This window comes from Gordonia terrae, assembly GCF_001698225.1.
Lineage (GTDB): Bacteria > Actinomycetota > Actinomycetes > Mycobacteriales > Mycobacteriaceae > Gordonia > Gordonia terrae.
On the sequence record NZ_CP016594.1, the window covers coordinates 456,698 to 468,355 of the forward strand.

Below are 11,658 nucleotides of genomic sequence, written 5' to 3' on the forward strand. Positions count from 1 at the left end.
GATAGTGATTCGCTATCGCCGCTGTTGGGAAGCCCCATCAACCTCCGTCATCGGGCGTTCGCAATTCGGTGACGACGGCGCGCGCGACCAGCCCGATCGCACGATCGACTTCCGGTAAGGCCATCTCGGATCTCGCACTCATCGTGAACACCGCGATCGCGAGCGGCAGCTCGCCGGGGAACTCGACGACCCCGACCTCGTTGCGGACGGCGACGAGCGTGCCCGTCTTTCCCGCGACGCTGACGCGTCGGAACGGAAACCCCGATGCGAGTCGCGAGGTGAACACCTGCTTCCTCATCGTCTGGCGGACGAACTCGCACGATGATGCGGACGCTGCTCGATCGGTCCAGACCGCGTCGAGCAGGGTCGTGCAGTCGCGCGGTGTCGCGGAGCTGGAGTAGGCGGCGTCGTAGGCGCTGATCGACGCGTCGAGATCGGGATCGGCCAGGGCGGCGAATGCCTCGGCGACCGTGCTCGTGCCGGTCTCCCGCTGCAGACGTTCGTGGAGTTCGGCGACGCCTCCGACGATCCGGGTGTTCGTCAGGCCCAGTTCGACGAGATCGTCTCGGACCTGCTGCAATCCGATCTGGGCAAGGATGACGTCGGCGGCGACATTGTCGGACGCGGTCATCATCGACGTTGCGAGGTCACGCCAGGACAAGGTCACCGGATCCACGAAGAGCGCGAGTCCGGTCGGGCCCTGAGCCCAACGGGTGGGATCGACGGTGACCGACGCGGAGAGATCGATGTCGCCGCGATCTGCGATGCGGCACAAAGAGATCAGCACGGCCAATTTGTAGACCGACGCGAGGACGACCGGCGTGTCGGCGTCGTGGCAGTACTCGATGGGCGTCGGGCCGATCGTCCGAACATGCACACAACCAGAACAACCTGCGTCGGCGAAAGACTCGCGGACAACCCGATCGAGTTCGGTACGGACGGACTCGGGCAGGGTCGACGATGCGCTCACGAGGCCTTGCCGATCCGGTAGAGGGCAGCGGTGACGACTTCGGCCACCTCGCCGAGGCCGGGTTCGCGATACACGACCCGAAGGCGCAGGGCGGTGGCGTCCCGGCCGATGGGAACGCAGCCGACGGCCTCGACCGCGGCGAGGGCGTCACGATCGGCGGTGAGCGCGAAGGCGTGCCCGGCGGCGACCGCCGCCAGCACCTGATCGGCCGAGGTCACCGGATGCAACTGCGGGTCGAGTCCCGACTCGCGGAGGCGGTCGATCAGCTGGTCGTGTGCCGGCGGGTTGAACGATCGCGGCGTGTGGCAGAACCGCAAGTCGGCCAGTTGCCGCAGGCGCGGCCGGTCGGTAGATGCCACCGGGTGCGTTGCAGGCACCACCACCGAACGCTTGAGTACGACGACCGGCCCGGCGGCCAACGAGCCGGTGACACAGGGTGCTTCGACGACGGCGAGGTCGATGGTGCCTGCCGAGACCTGTTCGATGAGGTTCACTGTCGAGGCGCTGACGGAGTCCTGCCCTGATGTCACACCTGCGATGCGCTGTGCCAGAGTGGCCGTGATCGTCGAGCCGACGAGTGATGCAGCACCCCAACGTAATACCTCAGTTCGTTCGTGGAGTCGACGGGCTTCGCCGAGGAACCTCGAGGCATCGTCGATGAGCAGTCGGGCTCGGGGTAAAAGTTCGCGGCCGGCGTCGGTGAGCTCGGCGCCGCGCGTGGTGCGTCGGATGAGCTGCAGACCCAACTGCTTTTCCAGACGCCGCAGTCCCTGCGACACCGGCGGCTGCGTCATCTCCAGGCGGGCCGCAGCCTCGCCGAAATGGCCCTCCTCGGCCACGGCGACGAAGAACCGCAGGTGCCTGATCAGATCCACGCGTTCCAGGATGGCATGGTGGGTGCAGTAAGTCTCTGAGCGAGGAGAAGCAGCGTGGATACGTTCACCACCGACGGACTGATCTTCGAGGTGACGGATTTGGGAGCCGACGACGACCCGACTGTGGTTCTCCTTCACGGATTCCCCCAGGACCGCACGGCGTGGGACGCGGTAGGTCAGTCGCTTGCCAGACGTGGCTTTCGGGTCCTGATTCCGAACCTGCGTGGTTACTCGCCTGAGGCGTGTCCGCGGCCGGTGTCGCGGTACGGGTTGCCACGCCTCGTCGCCGACATCATCGCGTTGCTCGACGCGGCCGAGGTCGACAGCGCTCACGTCGTGGGCCACGACTGGGGAGGGGCTTTGGTGTGGACGATGCGCAGAACTCACCCACACCGACTGCGTACCGCCACCATCGTGTCGACCCCGCACCCCCAGGCCCTGGCGTGGGGTATGACGCGAACAAAGCAAGCTCTGAAGAGCTGGTACATGCTCGCGCTGACTCTGCCGGCCGCGCCGGAATACGTTCTGACTAGACACTTGGCTCGATTCTTGGAGCGATCAGGTCTCTCTGAGGACCGTGCAAGCCACTATCAGCAACGTCTGAAGCGAAGAGGTGCCGCGCGGGGCGCAGTCAACTGGTATCGGCGGATGTTGTTCGAGATGCTTCGGCCGCCGAAGCACCCCCGCCCGCCGTCATCGCATCAGAAGGTGCCCACGGTCTACATCTACGGTCGCGACGATCCGTTCTTCAGTAGGGCTGTGATGCGCAAGACCGCCGAAGTCGCTCGCGGGGTGGACGTTCGCGAGATGCGTGGTGGTCATTGGCTACCGGAGTCCGAACCGGACGCTTTGTTGCACAGCATTGTTCGGCAGGTATTGAATGTCAGTGCCGACTGAACCGGCCGGCGCATGTATCGCGCTTACTGCGGGGGGCCTTGGTGTGCTGCGCAGCAGATGGGTGTGTTATCGACTTCTCCTCCGGCAGAGGAAGTTCTCGGGTCGAACGCCTTGGAGATCGGGATGATTCTTGTTCCCAATGCAGCTGCAGCTCATCGACGTTGCGGCAGTTTGCGCCGGACTTTGGACACAACTGCCGCAACTCGAACCGCGGCCCCGAAACGGGACCGTGCATGGCCTTCACAACACCACAGTGACTAGCTAATCGTCGCTAACAACCGCATTTTGGGTGTGCGCTGGACCGGACCATGGCTAAGGTGTGTGTACCACGTGTCGAGCCGTCGTCGCCTATCCTCTGAGCTGGGCAAGTTCGTCGCGGAGGTTTTCGCGAGCGCGACGTTCCCAGTGGGCCCGGCCGTAGTCCGTTTTGTACAGCGAGTCCATGTCAAGTAGATGGTTGAGAACGGTAGTCCGACCTGCTTTGTAAGCATCGTCTTCGACGGCAGAGTATTCGTCGCGGACACTGGCGTTGTAGGCGGCATACTCGCTGGGGCTGCTCGCCAGTATCGACAAGTCCGCGTCGCACAGTGCCGCCGCGTTCTGGTCGCAAATGTCGGCGGTGTGCGTAGCGGTGACTCGAACAAGCCGTGCGACCTCGGGCGCACACGCACGGCCGGTCAGCATCGTCTCGGCAAGGCTGGCGGACTTTTCTTCATTGTCTGGAGAGCCAATCTCGTAGACAGAATCGTGAAACCATGCCGCAAGCTGAACTGCTTCTTCATCGAATGGAGTACCGGCAGAACGTAGTACGGAAAGCGAGCTGATGACTTGATTCAAGTGTCGAACGTCATGGTACTTCCGATGGGGCTCGCTCCATCGGCTGATCAGCGCATCCCGATCCTGTGTGTTTAGGTATGCGGTTCCATGCTCAGGCATGAAACTCGCCCTTGGGTAGGCGTTGCCGAGCCGTTGACGGCCACCCTTCCGCTGGGGTGGTAATGGTCCAGTTGTCGGGAACTCGGCTGAAATCCATCCATCGACCATGTCCCAAGTAGAGCGAGTACGCCTCTTCGTCCGGGAAGTTGCCCATTCGCACATAGATCGACTCGCCGTCGAAGTTTCCGACGTACCACGAGCTGTCAAGCGGATCGGCAACAAAGTCGATCTGTGTGGCGAGCGCTTGGTCGAGGTCTGCAACGATGGACGCACGTGTTACCACTCTGACTCCTAAGTGTTAATCGTCGAAGTGTGCGGAACTGACCATATCGTTCAGGGCTGACCACGTCTCAAGGCGAGTTGACGCGGTAGTACCCGTGCACTGCAGGAGGTAGGCCACATTGCCCCGTCGATATGCCTCGAACTTATTGACCGTGTAGAGCCATTTGCCGTCATCTTCTCGATGACTGCCTGCTTGTATGGTCGCTCCTTCGGTACGCGTACTTATCGGATACCGGTCCGCGCGTTGCTCGGTCCACTCCGGAAACTCGCGAGCCTCGACGAAGGCGTGATCGAACAAGTCGTTTATATCAACCGTCGCGTCCACTACGAAACGTGTCAGGATCACGGTGACGTTGTCCGTAAAGCCTTCTTCTTGGGCTTGTTGCGCTAAATACAAGGCTATGAGCCCTAATTGCGTACCTGCGGGGTCGGCTCGATATTCGACAGCGTCGACCTCGATGCGCACGTCACCCGGGAGTGTTCGAGGATCGGCGACGCGTGATTGAACTACCGCCATCCGCTCAAGTCTGTCGTACAAAGTCCAGTTCTCGCTCAATCGAACAGGCCACCAATCTGCTTTCCGAATGTTCCTCCGATAAGTCCGCCGGCAAGGCCACCGACGACTACCCCGATGCCGACTCCGATAGGACCACCTGCTGCGCCTGCCAACGCACCGTACTCGGCGCCCGCCCACGCACCACCGACGGCACCTACGCCACTTCCCGCCGCTTCAGGGACGCTCTCCTCGCCATTCTTGACTTGGTTGTACCCGTCGTAAACCTCGTAGGCCACTGCCGCTGGTAGGGCGATCTTCGCCGCAACCTTCGTGGCTGTTGCGCCCATGCGGTCGGGAGCTACTTCTACTGGGCCAGCTCGAGGCGCCCGTGATTCAACCTCCCTTGGATCCGGCAGAACCGGCTTGTCCGGGTCTATCCCGAGACGCGTATTCACGGACTCGCGGCTTGTGGATGAAGACCTGATTATGTCGTCAAGTGCCTGCTCGCGGCTCATCCCATATTTTTGAGCTTTGTGCTCGATCAGTTGTTCCATATTCTTGTTTGGCTCTTCACGAAACAGCTGGGATGCGAGGTTTTGATCCGCCATAAGGGCGCGAGCCTTCGTTCGGATCTCGTTCCGAAGCTCTTGCGCAATCAGTGCCCGCTGATCCAATGGCATATCAGACTTTGCCAAAGTGTCATTGAGGGACTTCAGTCTCCGTTCGGCTTCTGCGTAGTAACTCCGAGTCTCGGAATTCGTCAGTGATCCATCCGGGTAGTGTGGAAGACCAAGCGATGCAATACCGAAGACGCCCGCATAGGTACCGTCAAATGCTCCCGGTGGAATCTGTTCAGGACGAAGTTCTCCGTCTGCTGCTCTGATCGCCGCGGCCAGATCATCATCCGCAGCCTCTGCATTGATCAACAGTTGGTTGACTCGAATCTGAAGCGCCGTCCGAAGGGACTCCCTCTTCTCCGAGTCCTCGGCGGACATCACGGTCTGTAGGGTGGAGGCCACTCTGCCGCTATCCTCGACGATAAAGCCATTGCTAAACGCGTCGCCGCGGATCTGGCCGAGGACTCGCTTGATGGTTTCGACCTTTTGTGCCGCAGCCCGCGCGGCCGCAGCTATCGTGGCGACTTGGTTTCCGTGAGCATCGAAGTCAACCCGGGCCCGACCAATGGAACGCTTTGCGGCTGCGGCGGCGTCACCGTCCCAAGAAGAGAACGTATCCAGGTTCTTCAGATTAGTTGATTGAGTCGTGCAGTGTTCTGCTTGGCCAGCGCACACGCGGAAAACCGCTTCAATGTCCGCTGCATTCCAGCGATCGATATCGGATATCGATATCACAAGTTGAGCATTCGGTCCGAGACCGGGGGAGCGACGTCCGCTTGGCCATCGCTAGGCGGTTTCGCGAGGTTGGCGGCTGAAATACTGTCATCGAGTTCGAACTTGTACGCCGCGGCTACGAACCGAGCTGAGTTCTCTCCGAGACGTGCGGTCAGGTCCCGCGCAGACGCCTGCAGTCCACCAACTCGTTCTGCCAATGCTCGAGCCGACGCGCCCACCCAGCCAGCTTCAGCGGCCTCCGCCAAGGTCCGGAACCCGCCATGAAAAACGTCGATGGCCTCGTCGTGCCAACCGCCTAGCTGTTGACCCCCATACCGCAGATTGACAGGATCAACCGACACTCTCTCGCTCATTGCGACCCCCAGCTATCGGCGAGCATGCGACCCGAGGTATTCGGACCCGTAACGATAGTAGTTGGGCAGGATCTTCCGTACGGGGTGCACGTTGCATCTGGGGATAGACCGGACGCAAGTCGGTTACCCGGCATGGGACGCGGCTACCAGCACTGCTGTTCCACAGACGGGCGCTTGTTGCCCAATCAGCGCAGGAACACCGCGGCCGATTCCGCGAGATCGAGCAGCGGTTGGGGGAAGACACCGAGCGCCACCGTCACCAGCGTGCACAGGGCGATCCCGGAGGTCGTCAGCACGCTCGGCTTCACCACATGCGGGGCGCCGGTGGTGGGGACGTCGTCGAAGAACATGGCCACGATGATGCGGATGTAGACGTAGGCGGCGATCGCGCTGCTGATGACGCCGACGACCACGAGCACGCCGCCGCCGGAGCCGGCGGCTGCGGCGAAGACGTCGAACTTGGCGATGAAACCGCTGGTCAGGGGGATGCCCGCGAACGAGAGCAGGTAGACCGCGAACATGGCGCCCACCAACGGGTATCGGCGTCCCAACCCCGACCATTGGGTCAGGTCGGTGGCCTCCCGGCCGGACAGGTGCGGGTTCCGTGGGGCGGGTGTCGTGCCGTGGATGGCGGCGCTGCGAGCGGAGGACCCGGCGGCGGAGTCGGGTTCGCGGATCACCGCGACGGTCGCGAAGGCGCCGAGAGTGGTGAACGCGTAGGCGGCGAGGTAGAAGAGCGTGGCGCCGAGACCGGCCTCGTCGAAGGCGATCAGGCCGAGCAGGATGAACCCGGCGTGTGCGATGGACGAGTACGCGAGCATCCGCTTCACGTCGTTCTGCGTCACCGCCATCACCGAGGCGATGACCATCGAGGCGATCGCCACCGCCCACAACGCGGGTTCCCACTGCTCGCGGAGCCCCTCGAAGCCGACGTAGAACACGCGTAGCAGCGCCCCGAAGGCGGCGACCTTGGTTGCTGCGGCCATGAACGCGGTGACCGGCGTCGGCGCGCCCTGGTAGACATCGGGAATCCACGAATGGAACGGCACCGCACCCACTTTGAAGAGCAGGCCCGCGGCGAGCAGTGCCAGCCCGATGAGGGCCAGCGTGGTGTCGCCACCGCTGTCGGCAGTCGCGGAGATCGACGCACCGATCGTCGAGAGGTTGAGCGAACCGGTGGCGCCGTAGACGAATGCCGAACCGAACAGGAAGAACGCCGACGAGAACGCGCCCAGCAGGAAGTACTTCAGCGAGGCCTCCTGCGAGATGAGGCGCCGTCGCCGCGCAAGTCCACACAGTAGGTACAACGGGAGCGAGAACACCTCCAGCGCCACGAACATCGTGAGCAGGTCGCCGCATGCCGGGAACAGCATCATCCCACCCACCGCGAGCAGTGCCAGGGGAAAGACCTCGGTGGTGACCGCGCCGGCGCGGGTGGCCTCGAACTCGGCGTCGGTGTTGGGCACCGACGCCCCGGACGGGGTGAACATGTCGGCGTCGACGCCACCGCCGGCCGGGCCGCCGGTGGTGATGCCGTTGCCGGTCGACGGTCCATCCGGTCCGCCGACCCCGGCGAGCTTGCGCATCGTCACCGGCGCCACGACCCGCTCGAGGCGACGCTCGGCCATGAACCCGACCGCGACGATCGCGATGATCAGCAGCAGCCCTTGCAGATACAGGGTCGGGCGGTCGATCACGACCGCGCCGGACATCGCGAACTCGCCGTTCGCGCCATCGTGCGTCTGCGCGATCGTCACCGTGACCAGCGCGGCGAGGCCGATGATCAGTGCGCCCAGTGAGAGCGACAGTTGCAGTGGGTATCGCAGTCGGCTGGGCGCGAAGGCTTCGACGAGCACCCCGATGACGCCGGCGCCGAACACGATGAGCATCGGCGACAGTGACGCGTATTCGACGCTGGGGGTGGCGATGGCGGCGAGCGTCATCGGACCGTCGGTGAGGGTTGTCGGGTTCATCAGTTGCCCTCCGCATCCGGTTCGGCCACCGCTGGTTCGGGCGCCTCGACGCCGACTGTGGTGAGAGTTGCCTGCACTGCGGGATCGATCAGGTCGATCATCGGCTTCGGGTACACCCCCAGCGCGATGAGCAGCGCGAGCAACGGGGCGACGACCACCAGTTCACGTCCCGCCAGGTCGCGCATCGACGATCCTCGGACATCAGGTGCCTTCGGTGGCCCGCCCATCATGCGCTGATAGGTCCACAGGATGTAGATCGCCGAGAGGACGAGCGCCGAACAGGCGACCACTGCGGCGACCGGATAGCGGGTGAATGTGCCGATGAGGACTAGGAACTCGCTGATGAACGGTGCGAGACCGGGGAGGGAGAGAGTGGCGAGTCCGGCGACGAGGAAGGTGCCCGCGAGGACCGGCGCGACCTTCTGTACCCCGCCGTAATCGGCGATCAAGGTGCTCCCGCGCCGGGACACCAGGAAACCGGCGATGAGGAACAGTGCGGCGGTCGAGATCCCGTGGTTGACCATGTAGAGGGCGGAGCCGGTCTGGCCCTGATCGGTCATCACGAAGATGCCGAGGATGATGAAGCCGAAGTGGGAGATCGACGTATAGGCGATCAGCCGCATCACGTCGGTCTGGCCGATCGCCAGCACCGCGCCGTAGACGATGCTGACCACCGCCAGCCCACAGACGAGCGGCGCGAAGTACTGTGACGCGTCCGGGAACAGCTGCATGCAGAATCGCAGCATCGCGAAGGTCCCGACCTTGTCCATCACGGCCATCATCAGTACCGCCGAGGCCGGAGTCGCTGCGACCGCGGCGTCGGGCAGCCACGAATGCAGCGGCCACAGCGGCGCCTTGACCGCGAACGCGAACAGGAAGCCGAGGAAGAGCAGCTTGGCCAGTCCGGTCGAGTCGTCGATCTGTCCGCTCGCGACAGCGGCGGCGATGTCCGGCAGTGCGAAGGTTCCGCCACCGTCCGCACCGACGCCGTTCTGGGCGGTCACCACGTAGAGTCCGATCACCGCGGCCAGCAGAACGAGGCCACCGAAGAGGTTGTACAGCAGGAACTTCACCGCGGCCGCCGACCGGTTGGGTCCGGTGCCGAACCCGCCGATCAGGAAGTACATCGGGATGAGCATCGCCTCGAAGAAGATGTAGAACAGCAGCACGTCGAGCGCGACGAAGCTCATCAGCACCATCGCCTCGGTCGCGAGGAACAGCGCCAGATAGATGTGCGGGCCCTTCTGTGCGCGGCCGCCCGAATTATCCAGCGAGCCCGACGATTCGACGTCGCGCCAGCCGGCGACGAGCAGAAGTGGCAGGAGCGCCGCGGTCAGCAGTATCAAGACCAGCCCGATGCCGTCGAGCCCCAATCCGTACCGCGTACCCAACGCCGGTATCCAACTGACGTCCTCCACGAACTGGTACCGCTGGCCGTCCGGATCGAAACCGATCGCGAGACCGATCGACAGGGCGAGAACGGCCACGGACACCACGAGCGCGAACCACTTCGCCGCGGTCACCCGATGTGCCGGGACTGCGAGGACGAGCGCGGCGCCGACCGCGGGCGCGACCCAGAGGACGGTCAGCCAGGGGATGCTCACAGGACGTTCACCGCCATCACCAGGGCGACGATCACGGTGGTGCCGACGAACATCGACAGGGCATAGGACCGGACATATCCGTTCTGCCACCCGCGTATTCGTCGCGACGCGCCGGTCACCGCATCGCCGACGCCGCTGGTGAGCGCGTCGACGCCGTCGGACTCGACTGCGACGAGGCCGGCGGTGACCCGCTGACCCGGCCGCATCAGCAGCTCTTCGTTGACGGCGTCGCCGTACAGATCGCGTCGGGCGGCCACGGTGAGCACGGACACGTCCTCGGGTGCGGTCACCGGTACCGGCCGAGTCGCGTATCGACGATAGGCGACAGCCACGCCGACGGCGACCACGAGCAGGATGATCGCCGTCATGGCCCACACCGGGATGAGGTGGTGCGGGGTGTGTTCGCCGACAACGGGTTCGAGCCACGTCTCCAGCGATCCGCCGATGGCCAGGAGGCCGCCCGAGGCGATGGACCCGAGTGCGATCAGGATCATCGGGCCGGTCATGACCCGCGGCGACTCGTGCGGGTGCGGTGCCGGCGAGTCCGTGCCGTCGTGCCAGCGCTTCTCGCCGAAGAAGGTGAGCAGCATGACCCGGGTCATGTAGAAGGCGGTGATCCCGGCACCGAGAAGTGCAGCGCCACCGAGGATCAGTCCCTTTGCCCCACCGGCACCGAATGCCGCCTCGATGATGTGATCCTTCGAGTAGAAGCCGGCGAACGGCGGCACCCCGATGATGGCGAGGTACCCGACGCCGAAGGTGACGAACGTGATCGGCATGAGGGTGCGCAGGCCACCGTAGCGGCGCATGTCGGTCTCGTCGTTCATCCCGTGCATCACCGAACCCGCGCCGAGGAACAGGCCTGCCTTGAAGAATCCGTGGGTCAGCAGGTGCAGGATGGCGAACGCGTAGCCCGCCGGCCCGAGCCCGGCGGCCAGGACCATGTACCCGATCTGACTCATCGTCGACGCGGCGAGCGCCTTCTTGATGTCGTCCTTCGCGCAACCGATGATCGCGCCGAACAACAGGGTGACCGCGCCGACGACCACGACCCCGACCTGGGCGGCGGGGGCGAGGTCGAAGATCGCACCCGAGCGGACGATGAGGTAGACTCCCGCGGTCACCATGGTCGCGGCATGGATCAGCGCCGACACCGGGGTCGGACCCTCCATCGCGTCGCCAAGCCAGGACTGCAGCGGTACTTGCGCCGACTTGCCGCACGCGGCGAGGAGCAACACGAAACCCAGTGCGGTGAGGGTGCTCTCGCCCGCCTGGGAGGCGCCGCCGAACACCGCGGTGAAGGCCACCGACCCGAACGTGGCGAACATGATCATGAGGGCGACGGCCAGCCCGATGTCGCCGACCCGGTTGACGACGAAGGCCTTCTTGGCCGCGGTGGCCGCCGACGGCTTGTGCTGCCAGAAGCCGATCAGCAGGTAGGACGCGAGGCCGACTCCTTCCCAGCCGAGGTAGAGGCCCAGATAGTTGTCGGCCAGGACGAGGACGAGCATGGCCGCGAGAAACAGGTTGAGGTAGGCGAAGAATCGACGACGATCGGGATCGTCCTGCATGTATCCGATCGAGTAGACGTGGATGAGTGAACCGACGCCGGTGATCAGGAGGACGAAGCACATCGACAGCTGATCGAGGAGAAGTCCGAAGTCGACCTGCAGCTCGCCCACCGGTACCCAACTGAACAGGATGTCCGACACGGCGCGGTCATCGGCGCCACGAGAGACCATGCCGACGAACATGATCAGCGCGACCGCGAACGACGCGATCGCGAGGACCGTGCCGAGCAGGTGCCCCCACCGGTCGGTGACCCTGCCGCCGAGGAGAAGGATCGCGGCGCCGAGCAGCGGCAGTGCCGGGATCGACCAGAGCAGTGACGCAGTGAGTTCGGCGTTCACCAATCCTCCT

General features: G+C 64.2%; 10 protein-coding genes. 1 reads left to right on the plus strand and 9 read right to left on the minus strand.

What is annotated here, in order from left to right:
- Positions 1 to 37: 37 nt before the first annotated feature.
- Positions 38 to 970 (minus strand): serine hydrolase, encoded by a 933-nt coding sequence (locus BCM27_RS02090; protein WP_004021537.1) that lies wholly within the window; start codon positions 968 to 970, stop codon positions 38 to 40.
- The gene (locus BCM27_RS02095; protein WP_004021538.1) at positions 967 to 1,845 is read right to left on the minus strand and encodes a LysR family transcriptional regulator; all 879 of its coding nucleotides are present in this window, start codon (positions 1,843 to 1,845) and stop codon (positions 967 to 969) included. Before BCM27_RS02095 ends, BCM27_RS02090 begins: the two co-directional genes overlap by 4 nt.
- Positions 1,846 to 1,899: 54 nt before the next feature.
- Here BCM27_RS02095 and BCM27_RS02100 point away from each other — a divergent pair, with 54 nt between their 5' ends.
- Complete coding sequence (locus tag BCM27_RS02100; protein ID WP_004021539.1) at positions 1,900 to 2,742, plus strand: alpha/beta fold hydrolase; 843 nt, start codon at positions 1,900 to 1,902, stop codon at positions 2,740 to 2,742.
- Positions 2,743 to 3,090: 348 nt separating this feature from the next.
- Here the strand turns inward: BCM27_RS02100 and BCM27_RS02105 are convergent, their stop codons facing one another.
- From BCM27_RS02105 to nuoL, 7 genes are all read right to left on the minus strand, one after another.
- Positions 3,091 to 3,579, minus strand: a complete 489-nt coding sequence (locus BCM27_RS02105) for an HD domain-containing protein (RefSeq protein ID WP_239450646.1) — start codon at positions 3,577 to 3,579, stop codon at positions 3,091 to 3,093.
- A 91-nt stretch (positions 3,580 to 3,670) separates the two neighbouring features.
- Positions 3,671 to 3,961 carry a hypothetical protein gene (locus tag BCM27_RS02110; RefSeq protein WP_004021541.1) on the minus strand — a complete coding sequence of 97 codons (291 nt, stop codon included), beginning with the start codon at positions 3,959 to 3,961 and terminating at the stop codon, positions 3,671 to 3,673.
- Between the two features lie 15 nt (positions 3,962 to 3,976).
- Entirely contained in the window at positions 3,977 to 4,426 is a 450-nt protein-coding gene (locus tag BCM27_RS02115; RefSeq protein WP_239402042.1) for an LpqN/LpqT family lipoprotein, read from the minus strand.
- An 86-nt stretch (positions 4,427 to 4,512) separates the two neighbouring features.
- Positions 4,513 to 5,808 (minus strand): hypothetical protein, encoded by a 1,296-nt coding sequence (locus BCM27_RS25305; RefSeq protein WP_004021543.1) that lies wholly within the window; start codon positions 5,806 to 5,808, stop codon positions 4,513 to 4,515.
- Between the two features lie 538 nt (positions 5,809 to 6,346).
- Complete coding sequence (nuoN, locus tag BCM27_RS02120; protein ID WP_004021545.1) at positions 6,347 to 8,134, minus strand: NADH-quinone oxidoreductase subunit NuoN; 1,788 nt, start codon at positions 8,132 to 8,134, stop codon at positions 6,347 to 6,349.
- On the minus strand, positions 8,134 to 9,738 hold the full coding sequence (locus BCM27_RS02125; protein ID WP_004021546.1) for an NADH-quinone oxidoreductase subunit M: 1,605 nt from the start codon (positions 9,736 to 9,738) through the stop codon (positions 8,134 to 8,136). The genes nuoN and BCM27_RS02125 overlap by 1 nt, the downstream gene beginning before the upstream one ends.
- The gene (nuoL, locus tag BCM27_RS02130) at positions 9,735 to 11,648 is read right to left on the minus strand and encodes an NADH-quinone oxidoreductase subunit L (protein WP_004021548.1); all 1,914 of its coding nucleotides are present in this window, start codon (positions 11,646 to 11,648) and stop codon (positions 9,735 to 9,737) included. Before nuoL ends, BCM27_RS02125 begins: the two co-directional genes overlap by 4 nt.
- Positions 11,649 to 11,658 lie beyond the last annotated feature (10 nt).